A 26,014-nucleotide genomic window follows, 5' to 3' on the forward strand; every position below is an offset into this window, starting at 1 on the left:
GAATGGCATTACGCACTGATAGGCGAAGGTCTGTTCGATGATTGGCGCGACAAGGGCGCCCGGATGGCAGATTTGCTGTCTTTCTGCCGTATTCGGCCAGCGGCCAGCCACGTCGATCAAGGCGTGCTGGAGCTTTGATCGCTGCCCCGGCGGCACCATAAAACGAAAACGCCCCGCATCGCTGCGGGGCGTTCCGTATGCATCGACGGCGCGGCGGCCTACTTCCGCATCGAACCGAAGAACTCGTCGTTGGACTTGGTGTTCTTCATCTTGTCGAGCAGGAACTCCATCGCCGCGATCTCGTCCATCGGGTGCAGCAGCTTGCGCAGGATCCAGATCTTCTGCAGCAGGTCGGGTTCGATCAGGTAGTCCTCGCGGCGGGTGCCGGACTGGTTGACGTTGATCGCCGGGTAGACGCGCTTCTCGGTGATGCGGCGGTCCAGGTGCACTTCGGAGTTGCCGGTGCCCTTGAACTCTTCGTAGATCACCTTGTCCATCGCGCTGCCGGTGTCGACCAGGGCGGTGGCGATGATGGTCAGGCTGCCGCCTTCCTCCACGTTGCGGGCCGCGCCGAAGAAGCGCTTCGGGCGGTGCATGGCGTTGGAGTCCACGCCGCCGGTCAGCACCTTGCCGCTGCTGGGCATGACGTTGTTGTAGGCGCGGGCCAGGCGGGTGATCGAGTCGAGCAGGATCACCACGTCCTTCTTGTGCTCGACCAGGCGCTTGGCGCGCTCGATCACCATTTCCGCCACCTGCACGTGGCGCGCGGCCGGCTCGTCGAAGGTGGAGGAGATGACTTCGCCGCGCACTGTGCGCTGCATCTCGGTCACTTCCTCCGGGCGCTCGTCGATCAGCAGCACGATCAGGTGCACGTCCGGGTGGTTGTAGGTGATGGCGCTGGCGATCTGCTGCATCATCATCGTCTTGCCGGCCTTCGGCGGGCTGACGATCAGGGCGCGCTGGCCCTTGCCCTGCGGGGCCATGAGATCGAGGATGCGGCCGGTGATGTCCTCGCTCGAGCCGTCGCCGCGCTCCAGCTTGAAGCGCTTGCGCGGGAACAGCGGGGTGAGGTTCTCGAACAGGGTCTTGTTCTTGGACGCCTCGATCGGCTCGCCGTTGATGGTGTCGACGATGTTCAGCGCGAAGTAGCGCTCGCCGTCCTTGGGCCAGCGGATGCGGCCGGAGACGTGGTCGCCGGTGCGCAGGTTGAAGCGGCGGATCTGCGACGGGCTGATGTAGGTGTCGTCGGGGCCGGCCAGGTACGAAGCCTCGGCCGCGCGCAGGAAGCCGAAGCCGTCGGGCAGGATTTCCAGCACGCCGTCGGCCTGCACGCCCTCGCCGTGGCGGGTCAGCACCTTCAGGATCGCGAAGATGATGTCCTGCTTGCGCGCGCGGGCCACGCCCTCGCTGATCTGCAGCTGGTCGGCGATTTCCAGCAGCTTGTGCGCGGGCGAGCGCTTGAGGTCGCCCAGCGAATAGATGGGGAAGCCTTCCGGCACCTGCGGATGCGGGCGCGGGACGAAGTTCTCGCCGTTGCCGCCCTCGTCGGACATGCCGCCGTCACGCGGGCGGTCGCGCTGGCGGTCGCGGCGATTCTTGAAGCGCTCGCGGCGGCTGTTGCGCTGGCCGCCCTCATGCGACTGGCCGCCGTCCTGGTCGCCTTGCCCGCCTTGCCCGCCGCTATCGCCCTGCTGCCGGTTGCCTTCGCGCGGCTTGTCGCCGCGTGCCGGCTGTGGTGCGGAATCGGTGGCGGCGTGCGGCGTGGGGGCCGGCGGCGACGCGGGCTGCGCGGGCGCCATCGGTGCGCTCGCGGCCGGTGCTGCTACGGGTGCCGGCGCGGGTGGTGCCGCTACGGGCGACAGCGCGATCTCGGATTGCTCGGGGCTGCGCGGCTTGGCCACGCGGGGTTTGCGCACGCGCTTTTCGGCGACTTCGCCGCTGGCGTCGTTGGGGGTATCGGACAAGGGAAACCTCGCTTGCGTTGCGAGCGCCCGCAGGGGCGGGCGGATCGTCGGGAATGATTCGGACCGGGAGTGGATCAGAAGGGGTGCGGCGCGCCGTAGAGGGGACGGAGCAGCGCCGGATGGTGTGAAACGCTAGCACTGCCGCGGCCTGCCATGCAAGCGGCGGGCGCTGGCCGGTTCAGTTACGGCGGCGGCCCGCGATGGGAATCACGTTGTTGCCGGCGTGTTCGACGCGGGTCAGGAAGCCTGCGCGCGGGGCGGTGCTCGCCGGATGGCGCCGGTCATGGGGGTGACCGGCGCGTTTGCGGAGCGGGGCTCAGATCGCCTTGTCGATCATCTGCGCCAGCTGGGCCTTGCCCACCGCGCCGATCTGGGTGGCCTGCACCTGGCCGCCCTTGAACAGCAGCAGCATCGGGATGCTGCGGACGTGGTACTTCAGCGCGGTCTGCTGGTTCTGGTCGACGTCGACCTTGACGATCTTCGCCTTGCCGGCGTAATCGGCGGCCAGCTGGTCCAGCGCCGGGGCGATCATCTTGCACGGGCCGCACCAGGGCGCCCAGAAGTCCACCAGCACCGGCTGGTCGGAGGCCAGGACGTGGCTGTCGAAATCGGCATCGGTGGCGTGCAGGACGGTATCGCTCATGTCGGCTCCAGAGGGTTGCGGGGCGCGGCAGGCCGCGCCGGTGTTAGACTTGGGAGGTTGCGCCGGTTTTTTCAAGGCGCCGTGCCGGGAACGACCAGCCCCGGAATTGTCCCGGCAGTCTGCGTGGCTGCCCTCCATTCATGCAAGTGGCGAAGTGCAACGCGGCGTTCTGGAACCGCGTGCCTGCCACCTTCCGAGGCAGACACCCGTGTCCGACAAGCCGCTTACCGACATCACCTTTTCCACCTTCGACCTGCACCCGGACCTGCTTGCAGGGCTGGAAGGCGCCGGCTTCACCCGCTGCACCCCCATCCAGGCGATGACCCTGCCGGTGGCGCTGCCCGGTGGCGACGTTGCCGGCCAGGCGCAGACCGGCACCGGCAAGACCCTGGCCTTCCTGGTCGCGGTGATCAACCGCCTGCTCACGCGCCCTGCGCTGGCCGACCGCAAGCCGGAAGACCCGCGCGCGCTGATCCTGGCGCCCACCCGCGAGCTGGCGATCCAGATCCACAAGGACGCGGTGAAGTTCGGCTCCGACCTCGGCCTGAAGTTCGCGCTGGTGTACGGCGGCGTGGACTACGACAAGCAGCGCGAGCTGCTGCAGGCCGGCGCCGACGTGATCATCGCCACTCCCGGCCGGCTGATCGACTACGTCAAGCAGCACAAGGTGGTGAGCCTGCATGCGTGCGAGGTCTGCGTGCTGGACGAAGCCGACCGCATGTTCGACCTCGGCTTCATCAAGGACATCCGGTTCCTGCTGCGGCGCATGCCCGAGCGCGGCACCCGCCAGACCCTGCTGTTCTCCGCCACCCTCAGCCACCGCGTGCTGGAGCTGGCCTACGAGCACATGAACGAGCCGCAGAAGCTGGTGGTGGAAACCGAGCACATCACCGCGGCGAAGGTGCGGCAGAAGCTGTATTACCCGGCCGACGAAGAGAAGATCCCGCTGCTGATCGGCCTGCTGTCGCGCAGCGAAGGCGCGCGCACCATGGTGTTCGTCAACACCAAGGCGTTCGTGGAACGGGTCGCGCGTGCGCTGGAAAAGGCGGGTTACAGGGTCGGCGTGCTCAGCGGCGACGTGCCGCAGAAGAAGCGCGAATCGCTGCTCAAGAAATTCCAGGCCGGCCAGCTGGAACTGCTGGTGGCCACCGACGTGGCCGCGCGCGGCCTGCATATCGATGGGGTGTCGCACGTCTACAACTACGACCTGCCGTTCGATGCCGAGGACTACGTCCACCGCATCGGGCGCACCGCGCGCCTCGGCGCCGAGGGCGATGCGATCAGCTTCGCCTGCGAGCGCTATGGCATGTCGTTGCCCGACATCGAGGCCTACATCGAGCAGAAGATCCCGGGCGAACACGTCACCCCGGAAATGCTGGTCCCGCTGCCGCGCAAGCCGCGCGAGGGCGTCGAGCTGAATGCCGAGGAAGGCGAGAGCGTCGGCGAGATCTTCAAGGAAGTGCGCGAGGCGCGCGCCGCCGAGGATGCCAAGCGCGGCGGTGGCCGCGGCGGCCGCAGCGCCGGTGGGCGTTCGGGCGAGCGCAGCGGAAGTGGCGAGCGTCGCAGCGGAGAGAGCCGTGGCCCGCGCCCGCCGCGCAAGCCGCGCGCGGAAGGTGATGCCGCCGTTGCCGCTGCGCCGCAGCCCGCGGTTGCGCAGGCACAGCCGCAATCGCAGCCAGCGGTCGAAGGCGAAGCACCGGCACGCAAGCGCCGCCGCCGCCGCAGCGGGCGTCCGCTGGAGGGCGCCGAGGGCGCAGTGCCGGCACAGGCGGCCGCGCCGCAGCAGCCGGCCAAGCCGGCGGCACCGAAATACGTGCCGGCCAGCAAGTCCGCGGCTGGCGCTGCTGCTGCGCAAGCCGCCGACAAGTCCTCGCTGCTCAGTCGCATCGGTCGTGGGTTGAAGTCGCTGGTAACGCGTACGCCCAACCGGCAGCACTGAGCAGGCGCGCCCGCGCTGGCCGCTGGCGCCGGCTCGGGCGATACTGCCTGTCCGTTCGTATCGTCCATCCCACGCATGCCGGTCCTGCGGTTCGACAACGTCAGCAAGCTCTACCCCGGCGGCCAGCCCGCGCTGTCCGAGGTGAGCTTCGCCGTGGACGCGGGCGAAATGCTGTTCGTCACCGGCCATTCCGGTGCCGGCAAGAGCACGCTGCTGAAGCTGATCCAGCTGGCCGAGCGGCCCAGCCGCGGCGCGGTGCTGTTCGACGAACGCAACCTGGCCAAGGTCCGCGGCGGGCGCATCGCCGCGCATCGCCGCAACGTCGGCGTGGTCTACCAGAACCACCAGCTGCTGATGGACCGCAGCGTCGCCGACAACGTCGCGCTGCCGCTGGTGCTGCGCGGCATGAAGCGCGCCGAGATCGGCAAGCGGGTGCGTTCCATCCTCGGCCGGGTGGGGCTGGAGGCGCGCGCCAACGCGCTGCCGACGCAGCTGTCGGCGGGCGAGCAGCAGCGCGTCGGCATCGCCCGCGCGGTGGTGGCCGAACCGCCGCTGCTGGTTGCCGACGAGCCGACCGGCAACCTCGATCCCACCCTGTCGGCCGAAATCATGGCGCTGTTCGCCTCGCTGCCAGAACGCGGCACCAGCGTGCTGATCGCCAGCCACGACCTGGCGCTGGTCAAGCGCATGCGCAGGCGCGTGCTGGTGCTGGAGCAGGGCCGGCTGACCGACGACATCGCCCCGGAGGACCTGGCCGATGGCTAAGCCCGGCAACCAGCGCGTCGAGCAGCTGCATTCCAGCCGCGCCGGCGCATGGCTGGAACACCACGGTTACAGCGTGGTCGCAAGCCTCGGCCGGCTGCTGCGCAAGCCGTGGGCCAGCCTGCTCACGATCGGGGTGATGGCGCTGGCGCTGGCGCTGCCGCTGGGCCTGTGGGTGGTGCTGGCCAATGTGCAGCGGCTGGGCGGGCAGGTACAGGCCGCGCGCGAGGTGACGGTGTTCCTGCAGCCGGGCATCGACGCGGCGAAGGCGGATGCGCTGGCCGCGGTGCTGCGTGCGCGCAGCGATGTCGCTTCGGTCGAGCGGGTGGCGCCGGAGCAAGCTTTGGCACAGCTGCGCCAGCGCGACGATCTGGCCGCGGCCATCGATGCGCTGGGCGAAGACGCCGCGCGCGCGGCGCTGCCGCAGGCGCTGCGGGTGGTTCCGCGCGCAGACGAGCACGCGCTGGTGCAGGCGGCGCAGGCGCTGCCCGAAACCGACCGCGTGCAGCACGACGCGCGCTGGCGCGAACGCCTGCAGGCGTGGCTGGGTTTCGGCGCGCGGGTGGTGCAGGTGCTGGCTGCGCTGCTGGGACTGGGCGCGCTGCTGGTGGTCGGCAACACCGTGCGTCTGGACATCCAGTCGCGGCGCGAGGAAATCGGCGTGCTGCAGCTGCTCGGCGCCAGCGACGGTTTCGTGCGTCGCCCGTTCCTCTACCTCGGCATCTGGTACGGGCTGTCCGCCGGCGCGCTGGCGCTGGGCATCCTGACCCTGGCATGGATGGCGCTGCAGGCGCCGCTGGCAGCGCTGGCCACCCGCTATGGCAGCAGCTTCGCGCTGCAGGGCCTGGATCCGCTGGCCGCCGCCTGCGTGCTGGCCGGCGCAGGCCTGCTGGGCTGGCTCGGGGCGGGTGCTGTCACCGGGCACTATCTGCGGCAGGCCCGCCCACGGGAGTATTGAGATGGCCGAGAAACAGGATCTGCGCCACGTGGTCAGCGACGCGCCGCGGGTGATGGTGGTCGATGGCAGCAAGCTGGTGCGCAAGCTGGTGGGCGACACTCTGGCGAAAGAGCTGCCGGGCGCGCAGGTGCTCGGCTGTTCCAGCATCGCCGAGGCGCGCAAGGCGCTGGCAGAGGGCGCGGTCGATCTTGTCACCACCGCGCTGGTGCTGCCCGACGGCGATGGCCTGGCGTTGGCGCGCAGCGTGCGCGAGGCGTCCGGGCAGAGCTACGTGCCGGTGATCGTGATTTCCGGCAACGCCCAGGAGGCGCTGGAGACGCGCGCCTTCACCGAGGACATCACCGACTACTTCGACAAGTCGCTGGGGCAGACCGCGCTGGCCGCGTTCATCCGCGGCTACGTGCAGCCGGCGCCGATCGAGGGCGCGCGGGTGCTGTACGTGGAGGACAGCCGGGTGGTGGCGGTGGCGACCAAGCGCATGCTGGAGCGCCACGGCATGCAGGTGCTGCACGTGATCAGCGCCGAGGACGCGCTGGAGCACCTGCACAAGTTCTTCGGCCGCAAGGACGGCGACGTCGGCGCCGACGTGGTGCTCAGTGACGTGTACCTGAAAGGCGCGCTCAGCGGCCGCGAACTGCTCAACCAGATCCGCGACGTGTTCCACTACGGCAAGCGCCGACTGCCGATGGTGATGATGACCGGCGACGACAACCGCGACAACCAGGCCGCGCTGCTGCGCGACGGCGCCAACGACCTGGTGCTCAAGCCGATCGAAGAGCGCCTGCTGGTGACCAAGGTGCTGTTCCAGCTGCGGCTGTCGAAGCTGGGTTGAAGACCGGAAAGGCGGCGTTGCCGCCCCTCTCCGTTGCCGTCCGCGCCGCGCCGCTTACGGCTGCCAGCCGTAGCTCAACTTGACGAACACGCTGCGGGTATTGCCGAACAGCTCGCGGTGATCGTCGTCCATGAACGCGCCGTAGGACGCGCCGGCGTACAGCGCGGTGCGCGGGTTGACCTTGTAGGAATAGACCACCTGCGCGGCCCAGTCGCGTGCGTTTTCGTTGATCGTGTCGGGATACAGCGCCTGCTCGCGGTCCACCTTGCTGCCCTGCACGGTGATGCGCAGGCGCTGGCGCGGGTCGAACTGCCAGCTGCCGCCGGCGTTGAGCACGCTGGCGGTGAACGCGGTGCCGCCGTCGCGGCGCATGCGCTGGTGGACCAGGTCCATGTCCAGCGCGATGCCGCGGCCGACGTTGAGGTTGCCGGACAGCTCGACCATCGTGCGCCGGCCGGTGCGGTCGGCGGCGAGGTCGAGCATCTGCCCGACCTGCACGTAGGCGCCCAGCTGCAGCTTGCCGTTGGGGCGGAAATTGGCGTCGACGTCGACGTAGTGCTCGTCGAACAGCCGGCCTTCCCAGTAGCGCGCGCGGGTCAGGCCGTGCAGGCGCAGGTTGCTCTGCATCGGTCCCTGCGCGTTCACCTGTGCTTCCAGCTCGCGTTCCAGCAGCTGGCCGTCGAAGCGGTGGGTGATGTCGAAATCCATGTAGGCATTGATGCGGTTGAACGCCTTGCCGTCGCGGAACCAGCTGTGGCCGCCGCCGACCAGCGACTTGTCGTAGCCCACCTGGCCCATGAAGCCGAGGTCGGCGCGGAAGCCGGGATCGATGTCCATGTGCCAGGCGTCCAGGCTCCAGTTGCGGTTGCCGAACGAATACGCGGCGCGCCAGGCATTGCCGGACGGGGTGGCATCGTCGCCCAGTTCGTCCCTGTAACCATCGACGATGGCGGCCGGATATTCCGACCGGCTGTGCAGGAACTGCGCGGTGGCGGTGTGGCTGCCCTGTTGCCAGCGCGCGTCGACGCCGGCCACGTTGTTGCTGTAGTCGTCGCCGCTGCGCAGGGTGCCGATCGCGCCGACGCTGAAGTGGGTGTTGAAGTCGTAGCGGTAGCGGCCGACGGCCACGTTGGCCTTCTGGTCCAGCTGTTCGAAGCCGGAGCCCAGCACGCCCGGCACCAGCAGCAGGGTGGTGGCGTCGCGCGCCACGATCGCACCGTAGGCGCCGCTGCCGGTGCGGCCGGCGGCGCGCAGGCCGAAGTCGGGGTCGGCGATCTGGCGGGTGTAGAGCACGTCGAACTGGCTGGTGAAGTAGTCCGCGCCCTCCAGGAAGAACGGCCGCTTCTCCTGATAGAACAGGGCGAAGCTGTCGTTGAAGGCGAGCTGCAGCTGGTCGGTTTCGACCTGTGAGAAGTCCGGGTTGAGGGTGGCGTTGAGGGTCATCGCCGGCGACGGCGCCCAGCTCACGTCGACGCCCGGCTCGATGCTGGTGTCGCCGCTGCGCCAGCGTTCGCCGGCGTTGTCGCGGCCCTGCGTGGCGCCCACGGTCAGGGTCGGCACGATTTCCAGGTTGCGGCCCTGCTGCGCGCCCGCCAGGCCGTCGTACTTGCCCCACTGGCACTGGAAGCAGTTGGATTCGCGCGGCACCCGGTGGCTGGTCAGCTGGTGGCGTTTGTCGCGCGGCCAGTTGCGGAACAGCGAAATGCCCCAGCGCTGGTCGCCGCCGGCGGCGGGGAAGCGCAGGGTGGAGAACGGGATGCGAACTTCCACTTCGTAGCCGTCGGCGGTGAGACGGCCGGCGCTGGCCCACAGCCCATCCCAGCTGGGGTCTTCCTGGTTCTCGCTGTTGGTCTCGTCGCGGATCAGGTCGGCCTGCACGCCCAGCGGATTGACGATCAGCTCGTAGCCGCGGCGGTGGTCGTTGAAGGTGTCGAGGAACACGCCCACCCAGTCGTCGTTGAACGCGGCGTCGCGGTCGCGCAGATGGGCGCGGATGCGCTCGGGGTTCGGGTCCATTGCGCGGAACGCCAGGTACAGCGCATCGGCGGTGTAGCCCATCCGCACCGTGGTCTTCACCGGCGCCGGCGTGTTGTCGCCGGGCTGGATGTCGAAGGCGATTTCCTGCACCAGCGCATCGCCCCACGCCGCCTCGTCGGGGTTGCCGTCGATGCTGATCTCGCCGCGCAGCAGCGGGATGCGGCCGCCGGGCACGAACGGCGAACGCGACACGGAACCGGAATCGTCGGCGGCGGGCGGGGTGGCGGCATGGGTGCCGGCGAACGGGGCGCATAGCAGCAGGGCGGTGGCCAGGGCGTGCGGCTTCAGGGTGAACGGCTTCAAGCGGGCTCTCCGTAGCGGATCGTCGATGACACTGGGATGCCGCACCGCCGGCCACGGTTGCCATGACTGATGGCAGGGGATTGCGGGCGGCAGCGGGCGCGCAGTGTGGTGCAGGCGCGCTGCGGCGCGGCCGGGCATGCGACGGATGCGCGCTGGCGGCGATAAACTCGGGTTTTTCCGCTATCGGGTCGTGACCATGCGTCAGCTGCTTCTTTCCGTTTCCATCGCCGCCGCGCTCGGCCTGGTCGCCACCGGCTGCCAGCGCAACCAGAACCCCGCGCCCGCCGCCGCCACGCCGGCCGCGCCGGCTGCCGCTGCGGAGAAGATCGTGGACGAGCATTCCTATGCCCAGCCGGACAAGGTCCGCACCACCGACCTGGCGCTGGACCTGGCCGTCGACTTCGACGGGAAGACCATCGCCGGCACCGCCACCTACGCGCTGGACTGGGTGGACAAGTCCGCGGCCCAGCTGGTGCTGGACACCCGCGACCTGACCATCGACAAGGCCGAAGGCCTGGGCGCCGACGGCAAGTGGGAACCGCTGAAGTTCGCGCTGTCGGACAAGGACAAGGTGCTGGGCAGCGCACTGACCATCGAAACCCCGAACCGCCCGGCCAAGGTGCGGGTCAGCTACGTCACCTCGCCCGAGGCCTCGGGCCTGCAGTGGCTGGCGCCGTCGATGACCGAGGGCAAGCAGACCCCGTTCATGTTCAGCCAGTCGCAGCAGATCCACGCGCGTTCGTGGGTGCCGCTGCAGGACACGCCGCAGATCCGCTTCACCTACAGCGCCAACGTGAAGTCGCCGGCCAACGTGATGGTGCTGATGAGCGCCGACAACGACCCGGCCGCCGCGCGCGACGGCGACTACAGCTTCAAGATGCCGCAGAAGATCCCGTCCTACCTGCTCGCCATCGCCGCCGGCGACCTGGTGTTCAAGAAGATCGGCGAGCGCAGCGGCGTGTGGGCCGAGCCGGCGATGGTCGACAAGGCGGTGGCCGAGTTCGACGACACCGAGAAGATGATCGATGCCGCCGAGGGCCTGTACGGCCCGTATCGCTGGGGCCGCTACGACCTGCTGGTGCTGCCGCCCAGCTTCCCCTACGGCGGCATGGAGAACCCGCGCCTGACCTTCGCCACCCCCACCGTGATCGTCGGCGACAAGTCGCTGGTCTCGCTGATCGCGCACGAGCTGGCGCACAGCTGGTCGGGCAACCTGGTCACCTTCGCCACCGACAAGGACAGCTGGCTCAACGAAGGCACCACCACCTACGTGCAGAGCCGCATCACCGAGGCGTTGTATGGCCCGGACATGGCGGCGATGGAGGAAGTGATCGACCGCGACGAGCTGAAGAGCGAATTCGCGTCGCTGGATCCCAAGCTGCAGCGCCTGTCGCTGAAGCCGGGCACGCTGGCCGACCCCGACGACCAGTCCAGCGCCACCGTCTACACCAAGGGCGCGTGGTTCCTGCAGTTCCTGGAGAAGCGCTTCGGCCGCGAGGTGTTCGATCCGTGGCTGAAGGGCTATTTCGACCACTTCGCCTTCCAGAGCATCACCACCAGCCAGTTCCGCGATTACCTGAAGGCCAACCTGATCGACAAGCACCCGAACGTGGTGACGATGCAGGAAGTCGACCAGTGGCTGTATGAGCCGGGCATCCCCGCCACTGCGCCGAAGGTGGAGTCCGCCAAGTTCAGTACCGTCAATGCCGCGCGCATCGCCTGGCAGGGCAGCGCCACGCTGCCGGACAAGGCCATCACCGGTGCCTGGGGCACGCAGGAGTGGGTGCATTTCCTCGAAGGCATGCCGGAGACGCTGAAGCCGGAACAGCTGCAGCAGCTGGATACCGCCTATCACTTCACCGGCACGCCCAACGGCGAGATCGCGATGCGCTGGTACCCGCTGGCCGAACGCAGCGGCTACGCCGCGGCGCGTGAGGAAATGGGCAAGTTCCTGGAGCGTGTCGGCCGCCGCAAGCTGATCCTGCCGGTCTACAAGGCGCTGGTGGCCACCCCGGACGGGCTGGCGTTCGCCGAACAGGCGTTCGCCAAGGCCAGGCCGGCCACCCATCCGATCACCGCCGGCTCGGTCGAGGCGATCATCGCCGAGGCCAAGGCCAAGGCGCCGGCCGCGCCGGTCGCGCCCGTCGCACCGGCGGCGCAGTAAGCGCGTCGCGCGCGCCGGCCACCGCGGCCGGCGCGCGCCTGGCGTCGATGATGGCCAAACCCCTCGTCCTGTCGCTGTTGCTGCTCGCGGCGCTGGTCGCCGCGATCGCCCTGTGGCGCGATCCCTACCTGCTGGTGCGCGCCGAATTCGCGCGCCAACGCGTTGCCGCCGGGCTGTCCGCGGGCACGCTTGAAGCCGCCGGCCACCGCTGGGCGTATGCGTCCCGCGACGCCGACGATCCCGCCGCGCCCACCCTCGTCATGCTGCACGGCTACACCGGCAGCAAGGAGAACTGGTATCCGCTGGCGCGCGAACTGGGTGGCCGCTACCGGCTGCTGATTCCCGACCTGCCGGGCTGGGGTGCATCGCAGCGCAAGCCGGGCGTCGGCTACGGCTTCCCCGAGCAGGCGGAACACGTGGCGGCATTCATTCGCGCCGTCTCGCCGGATCGGCCGGTGGTGCTGCTGGGGCATTCGATGGGCGGCGGCATCGCCGCGCTGGTCGCCGCGCGGCATCCGCAGGCGGTGGCGAAAGTGGGCCTGCTCAACGCGGCCGGCGTGCGCTTCAAGGACAACCGCTTCGGCCTCGACGTATTGGCCGGGCACAACCCGTTCGCGGTGGAGGACGCCGCCAGCCTGCAGCGCTACCTCGACACGGTGTTCTTCGACGCTGCCGCCAGGCCGTGGATCCCGTGGCCGGCGTCGGCCGGGCTGATCGAAAAACGCCGCGCCGACGCCGCCTTCGAGCAGTCGGTGCTGGACCGCATCGGTCGCGGCGAAGACAGCCTGCTGCCGGGAGAAGAGGCCGCACGCATCCGCCAGCCGGCGCTGCTGCTGTGGTGCCGGCAGGACGCGGTGATCGACGCCAGCGCGCTGGACCTGTACGCGGCGCGCATCCCGCAGGCGCGCAAGGTGCTGCTGGACGGCTGCGGCCACATGTCGCTGATGGAGCGCCCGCGCGAAGTGGCGGATGCCGTGGTTGGGTGGATCGATGCCCACAATGGCGCTGCGGGCCATTAAGCTCGCGCAACCGTCGCCGTTCCCGCTCCGGATGCCCGCCATGACCAAGATCGCCACGCTCGCCCTCGCCACCGCGCTGCTGCTTGTCGCCTGCAAGGGCGAGGACCCGGAGGCCGCCGCGCGCGCCGCCGCCGCGCAGGGGGAAGCGAAGGAGCAGGCCGCGGCGGCGATGGAGAAGCAGTTCGAGGACGCGGTGGCCGCGCACAACTGGCGGCTGGCCAAGGGCTACGGCGATGTCCTGCAGATCGATCATCCCACCAGCCAGGCGGCGGCGCGGGTCAAGCCGCAGCTCGACGACATCCGCGCCAAGGCCGAGGCCGAGGTGCTGCAGCAGCGGCTGGCGGCGCTGTGGAGCTATGGCGATGAACCGGTCGGCAAGGACGGCCACCAGCTGTCGGCGTCGATCTATTCGCAGGAGCCGGTGGACACCGACGGCGGCGGCGCGCACCCGGTGCGGCTGATCTTCCGCGACCACCCGGAGTGGGGCCGCAGCGCCTACCTGGTGCTGGAGGCCGGCGACTTCGACTGCTACGCCGGCTGCAGGCTGAAGGTGGTGGCCGACGGCAAGACCCACACTCTGCCCGGCTCGCGGCCGAAGACCGACGAAGCCATCGCCATGTTCATCGAAGACCACAAGGCGCTGTGGAAGCTGGCGAAATCGGCCGGCCACCTGTCGATCGAATTCCCGACCAAGGCGGTGGGCCGGCGTACCGCCGAGTTCGAGGTCGGCGGCCTTGCGCCGTCTAAGCTGCCGAAGTGGAACTGAGCGGGCCGGATCAACCCAGCGAGTAGCCGAACTGCTGGCGGAACTGTTCGGCGAATTCGTCGTAGTCGAAGCGCTGGTTCTGGGTGCCCGGGTGCTCGACCTTCAGCGCGCCCATCAGGTTGCCCATGCGGCCGATGGTCATCCAGTCGTAGCCCTTCTCGATGCCGAAAATCAGCCCGGCGCGGAACGCGTCGCCGCAGCCGGTGGGATCGGTGACGCGGCGCTCGTGCGCCGGCGGGATGCGGTGGGTGGTGCCGTCGGCATGGATCTCCGCGCCCTGCGGCCCGCGGGTGGTGATGTAGGCCTTGACCCTGCCGGCGATGTCCTGCTCGCTCCAGCCGGTGCGCTCCTGCAGCAGGTTGGATTCGTAGTCATTGACGGTGACGTAGTCGGCCAGCTCGATGAAGTGGCGCAGCTCGTCGCCGTTGAACAGCGGCATCGCCTGGCCGGGGTCGAAGATGAAGCGGATCCCGGCCGCGTGGAATTCCTTCGCGTTCTGCAGCATGCCCTCGTAGCCGTCCGGGCTGACGATGCCGATGGTGACGCCGGGCACGTCCTTCACGTGGTTTTCGTAGCTGCGCATCATCGCGCCCGGGTGGAAGGCGGTGATCTGGTTGTTGTCGTGGTCGGTGGTGATGAACGCCTGCGGAGTGAACAGCTCGTCGATCACCTTGACGTGGTCGAGGGTGATGCCCTGCTCGCCGAACCATTCCCGGTACGGGCCGAAGTCCGCGCCCACCGTGGCCATCGGGATCGGGTCGCCGCCCAGCAGCTTGAGGTTGTAGGCGATGTTGCCGGCGCAGCCGCCGAACTCGCGGCGCATCCGCGGCACCAGGAAGGACACGTTGAGGATGTGCACCTTGTCCGGCAGGATGTGGTTCTTGAACTGGTCGGGGAACACCATGATGGTGTCGTAGGCCAGGGAACCGCAGATCAGTGCAGCCATCGGAATCTCAAGGGAGCGGACGCAAGGCCGCCCATGATACCCGCGGTGCCCGGGCTTGGCAGCCGCCGATGAATGGGTCTGGGACGTGGTTCCTTGCCGCCGACGGGGGGCGTTGCTAGGCTAACCGCCCCCGGCGGTGTGACCGACGCGGTCTTCTTCCTTCCGCGTTCCCCCGCGCGGCGATCCCCCTTTCCGGCAGCCCTCCGCATGTTCAAGTTCCTCGGCCGCTACTTCTCCAGCGACCTTTCCATCGACCTCGGCACCGCCAACACCCTGATCTACGTGCGCGGCCAGGGCATCGTCCTCAACGAACCTTCGGTGGTGGCGGTGCGCCAGGACCGCGGCGGCGGCGCCCGCGCGGTGGCGGCGGTCGGCAGTGAGGCCAAGCAGATGCTCGGCCGTACCCCCGGCCACATGACCACGGTGCGGCCGATGAAGGATGGCGTGATCGCCGACTTCACCTACACCGAGGAAATGCTCAAGCACTTCATCCGCAAGGTGCACAAGAGCCGCTTCCTGCGTCCCAGCCCGCGCGTGCTGGTGTGCGTGCCGGCCGGCAGCACCCAGGTGGAGCGCCGCGCGATCAAGGAGTCGGCGGAAGAAGCCGGCGCGCGCGAGGTCTACCTGATCGAGGAGCCGATGGCGGCGGCGATCGGCGCCGGCATGCCGGTGACCGAAGCGCGCGGCTCGATGGTGGTCGACATCGGCGGCGGCACCACCGAGGTGGCGGTGATCGCGCTCAACGGCATCGTGTACTCGCAGTCGGTGCGGATCGGCGGCGACCGCTTCGACGAGTCGATCATCAACTACGTGCGCCGCCACCACGGCATGCTGATCGGCGATGCCACCGCCGAACGCATCAAGATCGAGATCGGCAGCGCCTACCCGAACGACGAGGTGCGCCAGACCGAGATTTCCGGCCGCCACCTTGCCGAGGGCGTGCCGAAGATGATCACCATCAGCTCCACCGAGGTGCAGGAAGCGCTGCGCGAGCCGCTGCAGGGCATCCTTGCCGGCATCCGCCAGGCGCTGGAGCAGACCCCTCCGGAACTGTCGGCCGACGTCGCCGAGCGCGGCATCGTGCTGACCGGCGGCGGTTCGCTGCTGCGCGATCTGGATCGCCTGATCTCCGAGGAAACCGGCCTGCACGTGCAGGTGGCCGATGATCCGCTGACCTGCGTGGCCCGCGGTGGCGGTCGTGCGCTGGAGCTGGTGGACATGCACGGCAACGAGTTCTTCGCCCCCGAGTGAGGCGGGCATCGGCAGCAGGCGCAGGGCGGCGGGCGGGCATGCCAACGTCCGCGCCGCTTTCGGGCGCGCGCGGTTGTCCCTGAGCTTTTTCCGGCTTTCCACTTCCTTCCACTTGCCCTCCGCTCATGCCCCACGCCGGCCCCTCCGCTTCCCGCCCCGGTGAAATCGCCGGCGTGCTGCGGTTGCTGGTTTTCCTGGTGCTGGCCGTTGCGCTGATGGTGCTGGACTTCCGCGGTGGCTGGCTGCATGCGGTGCGGGTGCAGGCCGAGGCGGCGATGCAGCCGCTGTGGTGGCTGGCCGGGCTGCCGTCGCGGGCGGGCGCCAGCCTGCGCGAAAACGCGGTCACCCGCGCCCAGCTGGCCAGCGACAACACCCGCCTGCGCCAGGCGCTGCTGCTGTCGGCCGCGCGCAATGCGCGCCTGCGCACCGCCGCGGCCGAGAACGCACGCCTGCGCGGGCTGCTGGGCAGCGTCGAGCGTGGGCGCCTGGACGTGCAGCTGGCCAGCGTGCTCGACGTCGACCTGGACCCCAGTCGGCAGCGCCTGCTGCTGGGTGCCGGCAGCGGCAGCGGCGTGCGGGTCGGGCAACCGGTGATCGATGCCGGTGGGTTGATGGGACAGGTCATCGCCACCACCCCGACCACCGCCACCGTTCTGCTGCTGACCGACCCCGACCACGCGGTGCCGGTGATGGTCGCGCGCAGCGGGGTGCGGCTGATGGTCTATGGCACCGGCCGCAACGACGCCCTGCAGCTGGCCGACATCCCGCTGTCCGCCGACGTGCGCGAAGGCGACGCGTTGCTGACCTCCGGCCTGGGTGACCGTTTCCCGCCGGGCTTCGCGGTGGGCCGGGTGGGCGCGCTGCGCGCCGATGACAGCCGCGCCTTCCTGAAGGCGGAAGTGAAGCCGGCCGCGCAGCTCGACCGCGGCCGCGACGTGCTGCTGCTGCGCGGCTACCGGCCCGCAAACCAACCCCTCCCCAACCCTCCCCTGCCTGCGCAGGGGAGGGACACAAGCGCGGAGCCGCGCCGATGAGCCGCGCGCGCAACGGCTGGGTGTTGCCGGTCAGCCTGCTGCTGGCGCTGCTGCTGGGGCTGGTGCCGCTGCCCGGCGTATTGCAGGCGCTGCGGCCGTACTGGCTGGCGCTGGTGCTGGCCTACTGGCTGCTGGAAACCCCGGACCGGCTGGGCCTCGGCACCGCGTTCGCGCTGGGACTGCTGGCCGACATCGCCTTCGGCGGGCTGCTGGGCGAGCAGTCGCTGCGGCTGGTGGTGCTGGCCTTCATCCTCGAACGCTTCCGCGCGCGGCTGCGCTTCTTCCCGGTGTCGCAGCAGGCGCTGACCATCGGCGTGCTGCTGCTCAACGACCGCGTCATCAGCGCCGGCCTGCACGTGTTGACAGGCGTGCCGCAGCTGCCGTGGCTGTACTGGGCGGCGCCGCTGGTCGGCATGCTGCTGTGGCCGCCGCTGCACCTGCTGCTCGATTTCCTGCGCCTGCGCCGGCCCGGCTGAGCGATGATCCGCCGCGCCCGCCAGATCAAGGACCACGCGAGCGAGGCCGCGCTGTTCCGGCGCCGCGCGCTGGCCGGTTTCCTGCTCGCGCTGGCCGGGTTGGGCGCGCTGGCGGGCTGGTATTTCCGCCTGCAGGTGCTGCGCCACGACGAGTTCGCCACCCGTTCCGAGGCCAACCGCCTGCGGCTGGTGCCGGTGGCACCGGCGCGCGGGCTGATCTACGACCGCAAGGGCCGCATCCTTGCCGAAAACGTGGCGGCGTGGCGGCTGGAGGCGGTGCCGGAACGCGCCGGCGACGCTGCCAAGCTGCTGGCAAGCCTGCAGGGCGTGGTCGCGCTTGATGACGAGCAGAAGGCGCAGTTCCTGCGTGACTACAAGGCTGCGCGGCCGTTCAAGCCGGTCACCATCAAGCTGCGCGTGCCGGACGAGGAGGCGGCGCGGTTCGCGGTGGACCGCTGGCGCTTCCCCGGCGTGGAGCTGGTGCCCTACCTCGGCCGCGTCTATCCCTACGGCGACCTGTTCGCGCACGTGGTCGGCTACGTCAGCCGCATCGATGAAAAGGACCTGGCCGCACTGGGCGATGCCGGCGGCGCCTATAGCCACACTGGCAAGACCGGGCTGGAGCGCTATTACGAAGCGCAACTGCGCGGCCGGCCCGGCTTCCGGCGGCTGGAAACCAACGTCGCCGGGCGCACCGTGCGCGCGCTGGACACGCTGCCGGCGGTGCCCGGCACCGACCTGCGGCTGTCGATCGACGCCGAGCTGCAGCAGGCGATGGTGGATGCGTTCGGCCAGCTGGAAGGCTCGGCGGTGGCGATGGACCCGCGCAGCGGCGAGGTCCTGGCGATGGTCAGCCTGCCCTCGTTCGATGCCAACCTGTTCGTCAACGGGATCAGCCACGCCGACTTCAAGGCGCTGAACGACAACCCGTCGCGCCCGCAGTTCAACCGGGTGGTGCTGGGCGGGGTAGCGCCCGGTTCCACGATCAAGCCGCTGACCGCGCTGGCCGGTCTCGACAGCGGCCTGCGCCAGCCCGGCGACAGGGTCCTGTCGACCGGCGTGTTCCGCCTGCCGGGCATGCGCGGCCGCGGCTGGCTGGATGGCGTGCACGGCTGGACCGACGCGCGAAAGTCGATCTACGAATCGGTCAACACCTACTACTACCAGCTGGCGCTGGACCTGGGCGTGCAGCGCTACGACGAGTACATGACGAAATACGGGTTCGGCCAGAAGACCGGCATCGACCTTGCCGGCGAGATCGAGGGCATCGTGCCGTCGCCGGCTTCGAAGATGAAATACGCCAAGCAGCGCTGGTATCCGGGCGACCTGGTCAACTCCTCCATCGGCCAGGGCCTGTGGAAGGTGTCGCCGCTGCAGCTGGTGCGCGGCGTTGCCGCGATCGCGGATGGCGGCAATCTGCGCCGCCCGCACCTGGCCGTGGCGCAGCGCGCCGGTTTCGATGCGCCGTGGCAGCCGCTGCCGCAGTCGCCGCCGGCGCGCATCAGCGACCATCCCAGCAATGTGAAGGTGATTCAGGAAGGCATGGAGATGACCACCGGCGGTTCCGGCACCGCTGCGCGCGTGTTCCGCGGCGCGCCTTACCGTTCCGCCGGCAAGACCGGCACGGCGCAGGTGGTCAACCGCGGCGCGACCGCGGTCGATCCGCGCTCGCTGCCGCTGTGGAAGCGCCACCGCGCGCTGTACATCGGCTATGCGCCGGCGGAGGCGCCGACCATCGCGGTGGCGGTGGCGGTGGAGGGCGGCGGGTTCGGCGCCGATACCGCGGCGCCGATCGTGCGCAAGGTCTTCGAGGCGTGGCTGCTCGGCAGGAAAGCTGCCCCGCCGGCATCGAAGGAAATGCCCGCGGCGAGCGCGAAGCCTGATTTTTCCGACGTGCGCGGCACCCCGGCCACTGCGGCCCCTGCGGCACCCGCACCCGTGCAGGTGGGTCGATGAACGTGCTGCTGCGGATGCTGCTGGAGCTGCTGCAGCGCTTCGCGCGCACGCTCGACCTGCCGCTGCTGGCGGGGCTGCTGGCGCTGATGGGCATGGGTCTGGCCACCCAGTACAGCGCCGGCAACGAATCCCTGCGCGGGGTGGCGATGCAGGGCGCGTTCTACTGCGTCGGCCTGGGCGCGCTGTGGGTGGCCTCGCGGGTGCCGGCGCACCTGCTCAAGCAGGCCACCCCGGCGATCTTCGTGGCCTCGCTGGTGCCGCTGGTGCTGGTGCTGTTCATCGGCAGCGGCAAATACGGCAACCACTGGATCAACCTCGGTTTCTTCAACTTCCAGCCGTCGGAGCTGGCCAAGCTGACCTTGCCGATGATGCTGGCCTGGCATTTCGACCGCCAGCGGCTGCCGCCGCGCTTTGGCGTGCTGCTGGCCGGGGTGGCGATCATCGCCCTGCCGGTGGGCCTGACCCTGCTCCAGCACGACCTTGGCACCGCCGCGCTGGTGCTGGCCGCCGGCGTGTTCGTGCTGTTCCTGGCCGGCACCTCGTGGTGGTGGTGGGGCATTGCCGGCGCGCTGGGTGGCACCGGCTTCGCGCTGGCGATGTTCGCGCCGATCGAATGGATGAGCTTCCTGCGGCCCTACCAGCAGGACCGCATTCTTACTTTCCGCAATCCGGAAAACGACCCGATGGGTGCGGGCTGGAACATCCTGCAGTCGCAGATCGCCATTGGCGGCGGCGGCCTCACCGGCAAGGGCTGGGGCCAGGGCACCCAGTCGCACCTGAACTACCTGCCCGAGCACACCACCGACTTCGCGTTCTCGGTGCTGGCCGAGGATTTCGGCTGGATCGGGGTGGCGCTGGCGCTGGCGCTGTACCTGTTCGTGGTGACGCGCTGCCTGTGGATCGCCGCGGATTCGCGTGATGGCTACGCGCGGCTGCTGGCCGGCGCCATCGGGCTGTCGCTGTTCGTGTACGTGCTGGTCAACGGCGCGATGATTTCCGGGCTGCTGCCGGTGGTCGGCGTGCCGATGCCGCTGCTGAGCTACGGCGGTACCTCGGCGGCCACCCTGCTGCTGGGTTTCGGGGTGGTGATGGCGCTGAAATCGCGGCGACAAGTCCACCGCTGAGGCGCGTTGCAGCTGCGTTTGCGGTGGCAGGAGCCACGCGGTTTTGCGCCGGTAAACCTGAATGCGATGTTCCGATTTCGCCGGGAGCGCGTGCTACCCTCCGCGCCGATGATCCGACGCATCCTGCCCAGCCTCGCCGTGCTCGCGCTCGCCGCCTGCGCGGGAACGCCACAGAAGCCGACGCCAGCACTGGTGCCGGAACCCCTGCCACCCCCCGCGGCACCGGCGCCGGCCGAAGCGCCGCGCGACATCAGTGCCGCCCGCGCCGAATTCGTGCGCAGCACCGCGCAGCGATTCGCCATCCCGGCTGCCGACATCGAAGCGGTGCTGGCGCGCGCGCAGATCCGCGACGCCATCGTCAAGGCGATGTCGCGTCCTGCCGAAGCCAAGCCGTGGCGCGACTACCGGCCGATCTTCATCCAGCCGGCACGGATCGACGGCGGCCGCGCCTTCCTCGAAGCCAACCGCGCTGCCCTGCAGCGCGCCGAGGACCGCTATGGCGTGCCGAAGGAAATCGTGACCGCGATCATCGGCGTGGAAACCAGCTACGGCGGCAACAAGGGCAGCTGGCCGGTGGTCGATGCGCTGTACACGCTGGCGTTCGCCTATCCGCGCAGCGGCGATCCGGCGCGGGTCGCCTACGAGGACAAGCGCGAGGCGTTCTTCCGCGACGAGCTGGCGCAGCTGTTCGCGCTGGGCAAGGAGGAAGCGCTGGACATCACCACCCTCAAGGGCAGCTATGCCGGGGCGATGGGCTGGGGGCAGTTCATGCCGTCCAGCTATCGCCAGTACGCCGTGGATGGCGATGGTGACGGCCGCCGCAACCTGTTCGACAACCTCGACGACGTGATCGCATCGGTGGCCAACTACTTCGCCCAGAAAGGCAAGTGGCAGCGCGGCGGCCCGGTGATGGAGCGGGCGGTGCGCGCCGCCGCCGCACAGGACTTCGCCAATCCCGGCAACGCGGTCACCCTGGACCAGCATGTGGGCGGCCTGGCGGCGCTGGGCTATCGCGCCGCCGATCCGGTCGCGGTGCTGCACATGGACGGCGGCCAGCCGGTCACCCTGATCACCCTCGAGGGTATGGCCGGTCCGGAGTACTGGATCGTCTACAACAACTTCAAGGCGATCACCACTTACAACATCTCGCGGCTGTACGCGACCGCGGTGTACCAGCTCGCCGAGGCCATCGCCGGGCGCGGGGCGGACGGGGCATGAGCACGCCGATGCGCCTGCTGGCCGCGATGCTGCCGCTGGTGCTGGCGGCCTGCGCGACCACCGGCGGCGCGCCGCGCGCTGCAGCGCCGGACGCCAGCACGCGCAAGCCGGTCGATGCCACTCCCGCGGAAGGCATCGCGCCTACCCCGCGTCGGGTGTCGCCGTATGCGCCGGCGCAGGAAGACCTGTCCAAGCGCGGCGACTACGTGGCCGGTGGGCTGTTCCGCCCCGGCGTGGCCGACACCGTGCCCGACGAGATTCCCGATGTCGACCTGATTCCGGAACCGGAAGTGCGCGACGAACCGCGCGCGCGCTCCGGCAACCGCGACTACGCGGTGCTCGGGCAGAAGTACCGGGTGCTGGACGACCACGAGGGCTACAACGAGGAAGGCGGCGCTTCCTACTACGGCAAGAAGTTCCACGGCCGCCGCACCTCCAGCGGCGAGGTGTACGACATGTACGCCTTCAGCGCCGCCCACAAGAGCCTGCCGCTGCCCAGCTTCGCCCGCGTCACCAACCTCGACAACGGCAAGTCGGTGGTGGTGCGGGTCAACGACCGCGGACCGTTCCACAAGGGCCGCATCATCGACCTCAGCTACGCCGCCGCGGTCAAGCTGGGCTACCGCGAGCGCGGCACCGCGCGGGTGCGGGTGGAGGCGCTGTCCGCGGATGGCGTCGCCGTCGCGTCCGCGGCGCCTGTCGCCGCGGCCACCGCGATGGACAAGCTGGTGCAGGCGCTGCCCGAGCAGAAGCCGGTTGCCGACACCGGCAACCGCTTCGACATGCACCAGGACGGCCGCACCATGGGCGCCGACGAATTCGATGCGTGGATGCGCGCCCGCCAGATCCGCGTGGCCACCGGCAAGCCGACGCCGGTCGCCGCGAATGCCGCGCCGGCGCCGGCCGTGGTCGCGCCGGTGGCGGTTGCCGCCGCGCCGGTCACCACGGCGGCGGCCAGCTCGCCGGCCGCCGCAGGCATCACCCTGCAGGTCGCCAGCTTCAGCAACCAGCGCAACGCCGAGCAGGCGCTGTCGCTGCTGCGCGGCGCGGCAATCGCGCAGGCCCAGCTGCAGGACGCCGACATCAACGGCAGGAAGGTCTGGCGGCTGCGGATCGGCCCGGTCAGCGAAGCGGCGACCCCGGAACTTGCGGCGCGCATCGTCGGTCTGGGTTTCGGACAGCCGCAGCGCATCCGCAACTGACGGCTGCCGCGCGCAGACGCGGCCTCCGCCACGGGCGGGCATCCAGCCTGTTGTCGCTAGAATGACCGCCTGCATGTTTTTGCGTCGCGCCTGCGCGACCTCCAGGAGTATTGATCGATGCGTTCCATGTTTTCTGTCGTCCTCGTTTCCGCTGCACTGGCCGCCGGTTCCGGCCTCGCCATCGCCCAGACACCGGCGCCTGCCCGCCCGGCTGCGCTGAGCGACAACCTGCCGGTTCCGGACGCGCCCGCGCCCAAGGTCAGCAAGGCCTGGCTGGTGATGGACTTCGCCACCGGCCAGGTGCTGGCCGGCGAGAACGTGGATACGCCGGTCGAGCCGGCCAGCATCACCAAGGTGATGACCAGCTACGTGATCGCCGCGGAAATGGCCGCCGGCAAGGTCAAGGCCAGCGACCCGGTGATGATGAGCGAGAACGCCTGGCGCAGCGGCGGCGCCGGCACCGACGGCAGCTACAGCGGCTTCGAGGTCAACAAGACCGCGCCGCTGGAGCAGATGGAAAAGGGCATGGTGGTGCAATCCGGCAACGACGCCGCGATCGCGCTGGCCGAACACGTCGCCGGCAGCGAACAGGCATTCGCCCAGCTGATGAATGCCTATGCGAAGAAGATCGGGATGAAGGCATCCCACTTCGTCAACCCGCACGGGCTGACCGCCGAGGGCCACATCACCACCGCGCACGACCTGGCCCTGCTCGGCCGCGCGCTGATCCGCGATTTTCCCGAGGCCTATTCGTACAACAAGATCAAGGAATTCACGGTCGGCCCGATCACCCAGCCCAACCGCAACCTGCTGCTGTGGCGCGATGCGTCGGTGGATGGCATCAAGACCGGCCATACCTCCAGCGCCGGCTATTGCCTGATGGCCTCGGCCAAGCGCGGCGACCAGCGCCTGATCACGGTGGTGATGGGCGATACCAGCGAGAACCAGCGCGCGGTGGATTCGCAGGCGCTGCTCAACTGGGGCTTCCGCTTCCACGAAACCCACCGCCTGTACGAAGCCGGCAAGGCGCTGGCCTCGCCGAAGGTGTGGAAGGGCGAGGAAAACGTGGTGCAGGTGGGCGTGGCGCAACCGCTGCTGGTCACCACCGCGCGCGGCAAGTACGACCACCTGAAGGCAACCATGGACCTGCCGAAATCGCTGGTGGCGCCGATCGCCAAGGGCCAGAAGATCGGCACGGTGAAGGTGGCCTTGGACGGCAAGCTGGTGGCGCAGGCGCCGCTGGTGGCGGTGAGCGCGGTGGAAGAGGGCGGCTTCTTCAAGCGCCTGTGGCACGAGCTGCTGATGTGGTGGCAGAGCTGAGCCACCGCGCGAATACAGGGTTGGGGAAGCCGCGGCGCGTCCCCATAATGGGCCGATGAACACGATCCATTCCGACAATCCCGAGCACGGCTTCCAGTTTCCCGGCACCTTCGAGCTGTCGGCGATGGGCCCGGCCGACAAGCAGCTGGAATCCGAGCTGCCGCAGCATCTGCTGGCCGCCGGCATCGACGTGCTGCACGAAGACGTGACCTGGCGGCATTCGGCAAGCGGCAAGTACGTGTCGGTGCGGATTTCCTTCCGCGCCCGCTCGCGCGAGGAATACGACCGCGCCCACGCCGCCCTGCGCGACCATCCGGAAGTGAAGTGGACGCTGTGAGTCCCGCCGCCCCGCTCCCCGCCTGCGCGGGGACTGGGTCGAAGCTGGAGCAGCGCCACGCCATCGTCCACGACCTCGGTCGCCAGCCTTACGAGCCGGTCTGGCGCGCCATGCAGGCGTTCACCGACGTGCGTACCGATGACAGCGCCGACGAGCTGTGGCTGGTCGAGCACGAGCCGGTGTTCACCCTCGGCCAGGCCGGCAAGCCGGAGCACGTGCTGGTGCCGGGCGACATCCCGGTCATCCACGTCGACCGCGGCGGCCAGGTGACCTATCACGGGCCCGGCCAGCTGGTGGCCTATCCGCTGCTGGACCTGAAGCGGCTGAAGATCGGCGTGCGCGATTACGTGTGCAGGATCGAGCAGGCAATCATCGACACCCTCGACGAATGGAACATCGGCGCCGCCCGCAAGGACGGCGCGCCCGGCGTGTACGTCAACGGCGCCAAGATCGCCTCGCTGGGCATCCGCGTGCGCCGCGGCTGCACCTTCCACGGGCTGGCCTTCAATATTGCCGGTGAGAGCACCGCCGCGTTCGCGCGGATCAACCCCTGCGGCTACGCCGGCCTGCAGGTGGTGGCGCTGTCCGACCTCGGCGGGCCGCCGTCGCTGGACGCGGTCAAACCGGTGCTGCTGGAGCAGCTGGGCCGGCAGTTCGGGCTGGCATGGCGACACGAGGCGCCGCCGCCGGCCTGAACCTGACCGCCGGCGCGATGTGCGCGATAATTGCGCCATGAGCACTCCCCCCCGCAGCATCCCGCTCGCCGTCGTCGATGGCGCGCGCCCCCTCGAGCCCGGCGTGCGCCAGGTTGCCGACCAGAAGATCGCCCGCTCGCCGGTGCAGTTCGCCGACGCGCCGGTTCTGCGCAAGCCCAGCTGGATCCGCGTGCGCATCCCCAGCGGCAACGCGGTGCAGGCGCTCAAGGCCAAGCTGCGCGAGAACCGGCTGGTGACGGTCTGCGAAGAAGCCAGTTGCCCGAACATCCACGAGTGCTTCAGCCACGGCACCGCCACCTTCATGATCCTCGGCGAGGTCTGCACCCGCCGCTGCAGCTTCTGCGACGTGGCCCACGGCCGGCCCAAGCCGCCGGACCCGGTGGAGCCGCTGCGGCTGGCGCAGACGGTCAAGGACATGGGGTTGCGCTACGTGGTGGTCACCAGCGTGGACCGCGACGACCTGCGTGATGGCGGCGCCGGGCACTTCGTGGACTGCATCGCGGCGATCCGCGAGGTCGCACCGGGCACCAAGATCGAGATCCTGACCCCGGACTTCCGCGGCAAGGGCCGGATGGAGCGCGCGCTCGAAATCCTCGCCCTCAATCCGCCCGACGTGTTCAACCACAACGTCGAAACCGTGCCGGACCTGTATCGCAACGTGCGTCCGGGTGCCGACTACCAGTGGTCGCTGACCCTGCTGCAGAAATTCAAGCAGCAGCATCCGGCCATCCCGACCAAATCCGGGATCATGCTGGGGCTGGGCGAGACCATGGAGCAGGTGCAGGCCACCCTGCGCGACCTGCGCGCGCACGATGTCGAGATGATCACCATCGGCCAGTACCTGCAGCCCAGCGCCCACCACCATCCGGTGCTGCGCTACTGGACGCCCGAGGAATACCAGCAGCTTGCCGATTACGGCAATGCGCTGGGCTTCGCCCACGTCGCCTCCGGGCCGATGGTGCGCTCCAGCTACCACGCGGATCGACAGGCCGCCGCCCGCCTGGGTACCGGCGAGGGCCGCACGTCGGATTGACGCGCGGGCGTGGA

22 protein-coding genes are annotated in these 26,014 nt (G+C 69.6%); 18 read left to right on the forward strand and 4 right to left on the reverse strand.

Annotation, left to right across the window (positions count from 1 at the left end):
• Positions 1-218 precede the first annotated feature (218 nt).
• On the reverse strand, positions 219-1,964 hold the full coding sequence (rho, locus tag G582_RS0110925) for a transcription termination factor Rho (protein ID WP_028839863.1): 1,746 nt from the start codon (positions 1,962-1,964) through the stop codon (positions 219-221).
• Between the two features lie 316 nt (positions 1,965-2,280).
• Positions 2,281-2,607 carry a thioredoxin gene (trxA, locus tag G582_RS0110930; protein ID WP_028839864.1) on the reverse strand — a complete coding sequence of 109 codons (327 nt, stop codon included), beginning with the start codon at positions 2,605-2,607 and terminating at the stop codon, positions 2,281-2,283.
• 208 nt (positions 2,608-2,815) lie between these two features.
• On the opposite strand from trxA, the gene rhlB reads away from it, so the two are divergent.
• From rhlB to G582_RS0110950, 4 genes are all read left to right on the forward strand, one after another.
• Positions 2,816-4,546, forward strand: coding sequence for an ATP-dependent RNA helicase RhlB (gene rhlB / locus G582_RS0110935; RefSeq protein ID WP_028839865.1), 1,731 nt, complete (start codon positions 2,816-2,818; stop codon positions 4,544-4,546).
• Between the two features lie 75 nt (positions 4,547-4,621).
• Positions 4,622-5,311: a cell division ATP-binding protein FtsE gene (gene ftsE / locus G582_RS0110940; RefSeq protein WP_028839866.1), complete on the forward strand. Its 690-nt coding sequence runs from the start codon at positions 4,622-4,624 to the stop codon at positions 5,309-5,311.
• Positions 5,304-6,266, forward strand: a complete 963-nt coding sequence (gene ftsX / locus G582_RS0110945; RefSeq protein ID WP_028839867.1) for a permease-like cell division protein FtsX — start codon at positions 5,304-5,306, stop codon at positions 6,264-6,266. Before ftsE ends, ftsX begins: the two co-directional genes overlap by 8 nt.
• 1 nt (position 6,267) lies before the next feature.
• Positions 6,268-7,098 (forward strand): response regulator, encoded by an 831-nt coding sequence (locus G582_RS0110950; RefSeq protein ID WP_038053843.1) that lies wholly within the window; start codon positions 6,268-6,270, stop codon positions 7,096-7,098.
• Between the two features lie 54 nt (positions 7,099-7,152).
• Here the strand turns inward: G582_RS0110950 and G582_RS16370 are convergent, their stop codons facing one another.
• On the reverse strand, positions 7,153-9,438 hold the full coding sequence (locus tag G582_RS16370; protein WP_051247159.1) for a DUF5916 domain-containing protein: 2,286 nt from the start codon (positions 9,436-9,438) through the stop codon (positions 7,153-7,155).
• 196 nt (positions 9,439-9,634) lie between these two features.
• Here G582_RS16370 and G582_RS0110960 point away from each other — a divergent pair, with 196 nt between their 5' ends.
• The 3 genes from G582_RS0110960 to G582_RS0110970 are packed head-to-tail and all read left to right on the forward strand — an operon-like array spanning position 9,635 to position 13,387.
• Positions 9,635-11,602, forward strand: coding sequence for a M1 family metallopeptidase (locus G582_RS0110960; protein ID WP_028839869.1), 1,968 nt, complete (start codon positions 9,635-9,637; stop codon positions 11,600-11,602).
• Positions 11,603-11,652: 50 nt separating this feature from the next.
• Positions 11,653-12,621 carry an alpha/beta fold hydrolase gene (locus tag G582_RS16375; protein ID WP_051247171.1) on the forward strand — a complete coding sequence of 323 codons (969 nt, stop codon included), beginning with the start codon at positions 11,653-11,655 and terminating at the stop codon, positions 12,619-12,621.
• A gap of 40 nt (positions 12,622-12,661) precedes the next feature.
• On the forward strand, positions 12,662-13,387 hold the full coding sequence (locus G582_RS0110970; RefSeq protein ID WP_038053846.1) for a hypothetical protein: 726 nt from the start codon (positions 12,662-12,664) through the stop codon (positions 13,385-13,387).
• Positions 13,388-13,397: 10 nt separating this feature from the next.
• Here G582_RS0110970 and G582_RS0110975 read toward each other — a convergent pair whose 3' ends face one another.
• On the reverse strand, positions 13,398-14,333 hold the full coding sequence (locus G582_RS0110975) for a carbohydrate kinase family protein (RefSeq protein ID WP_028839871.1): 936 nt from the start codon (positions 14,331-14,333) through the stop codon (positions 13,398-13,400).
• Between the two features lie 207 nt (positions 14,334-14,540).
• Here G582_RS0110975 and G582_RS0110980 point away from each other — a divergent pair, with 207 nt between their 5' ends.
• The 11 genes from G582_RS0110980 to lipA all read left to right on the forward strand — a co-directional run bounded on the left by G582_RS0110980 (position 14,541) and on the right by lipA (position 26,000).
• Complete coding sequence (locus G582_RS0110980; RefSeq protein ID WP_028839872.1) at positions 14,541-15,584, forward strand: rod shape-determining protein; 1,044 nt, start codon at positions 14,541-14,543, stop codon at positions 15,582-15,584.
• A 125-nt stretch (positions 15,585-15,709) separates the two neighbouring features.
• Positions 15,710-16,618: a rod shape-determining protein MreC gene (gene mreC, locus G582_RS16380; RefSeq protein ID WP_051247160.1), complete on the forward strand. Its 909-nt coding sequence runs from the start codon at positions 15,710-15,712 to the stop codon at positions 16,616-16,618.
• Positions 16,615-17,094 (forward strand): rod shape-determining protein MreD, encoded by a 480-nt coding sequence (gene mreD / locus G582_RS0110990; RefSeq protein WP_028839873.1) that lies wholly within the window; start codon positions 16,615-16,617, stop codon positions 17,092-17,094. The genes mreC and mreD overlap by 4 nt, the downstream gene beginning before the upstream one ends.
• Positions 17,095-17,100: 6 nt before the next feature.
• Positions 17,101-19,050 (forward strand): penicillin-binding protein 2, encoded by a 1,950-nt coding sequence (mrdA, locus tag G582_RS16385; protein WP_425476550.1) that lies wholly within the window; start codon positions 17,101-17,103, stop codon positions 19,048-19,050.
• Positions 19,047-20,174 carry a rod shape-determining protein RodA gene (rodA, locus tag G582_RS0111000; protein WP_028839874.1) on the forward strand — a complete coding sequence of 376 codons (1,128 nt, stop codon included), beginning with the start codon at positions 19,047-19,049 and terminating at the stop codon, positions 20,172-20,174. Before mrdA ends, rodA begins: the two co-directional genes overlap by 4 nt.
• Positions 20,175-20,282: 108 nt before the next feature.
• Positions 20,283-21,392 carry a lytic murein transglycosylase B gene (mltB, locus tag G582_RS0111005; RefSeq protein WP_028839875.1) on the forward strand — a complete coding sequence of 370 codons (1,110 nt, stop codon included), beginning with the start codon at positions 20,283-20,285 and terminating at the stop codon, positions 21,390-21,392.
• Positions 21,389-22,594, forward strand: coding sequence for a septal ring lytic transglycosylase RlpA family protein (locus G582_RS0111010; protein WP_028839876.1), 1,206 nt, complete (start codon positions 21,389-21,391; stop codon positions 22,592-22,594). The genes mltB and G582_RS0111010 overlap by 4 nt, the downstream gene beginning before the upstream one ends.
• Positions 22,595-22,720: 126 nt before the next feature.
• Complete coding sequence (locus tag G582_RS0111015) at positions 22,721-23,914, forward strand: D-alanyl-D-alanine carboxypeptidase family protein (protein WP_156880469.1); 1,194 nt, start codon at positions 22,721-22,723, stop codon at positions 23,912-23,914.
• A 55-nt stretch (positions 23,915-23,969) separates the two neighbouring features.
• On the forward strand, positions 23,970-24,251 hold the full coding sequence (locus G582_RS0111020; RefSeq protein WP_028839878.1) for a DUF493 family protein: 282 nt from the start codon (positions 23,970-23,972) through the stop codon (positions 24,249-24,251).
• Positions 24,248-24,946, forward strand: coding sequence for a lipoyl(octanoyl) transferase LipB (gene lipB / locus G582_RS0111025; RefSeq protein ID WP_211219353.1), 699 nt, complete (start codon positions 24,248-24,250; stop codon positions 24,944-24,946). Before G582_RS0111020 ends, lipB begins: the two co-directional genes overlap by 4 nt.
• 37 nt (positions 24,947-24,983) lie before the next feature.
• The gene (gene lipA / locus G582_RS16390; RefSeq protein ID WP_051247162.1) at positions 24,984-26,000 is read left to right on the forward strand and encodes a lipoyl synthase; all 1,017 of its coding nucleotides are present in this window, start codon (positions 24,984-24,986) and stop codon (positions 25,998-26,000) included.
• Positions 26,001-26,014: the final 14 nt, after the last annotated feature.

This window comes from Thermomonas fusca DSM 15424 (genome assembly GCF_000423885.1).
Lineage (GTDB): Bacteria > Pseudomonadota > Gammaproteobacteria > Xanthomonadales > Xanthomonadaceae > Thermomonas > Thermomonas fusca.